This window comes from Chryseobacterium sp. 14P4.3.2 (genome assembly GCF_057799275.1).
Map to the genome: position 1 here is coordinate 1 of NZ_JBYOKO010000086.1, position 330 is coordinate 330.

The following is a 330-nucleotide window of genomic DNA, read 5'->3' on the forward strand; positions in this document are numbered from 1 at the left end:
TCCTCTCTCGTTTAAAAAAATCAACCACAGGTCAGTACCCTCTTCAATGCCTACCGTTTTGTTTCCTGATATTTCCGATCTGGATTCACCTCCGATAATGTATCCTGTGGAAGTTAAAGCAAGCGTTCTGATGTGGTCATCACCTTTGCCACCGAAGTTTTTTTCCCACTCAATTTTTCCGTTTTTATCTATTTTAAGGACGGTATAATCTCCTTCACCGTAATTGTCGCTTTGTTTTTGTACAATAGTCAGGTGTCGGGTGTCGGATGTATTTTGGGCATCTTTTATGGGAGATGTCTTACCTTGTACCGCTGAACTTCTGGAATAAAT

The 330-nt window shown here is 40.6% G+C and carries 1 pseudogene; it reads right to left on the reverse strand.

The features are described 5' to 3' along the window. Positions 1–330, reverse strand: a pseudogene (locus AC27VX_RS23910) (T9SS type A sorting domain-containing protein); the annotation flags it as partial.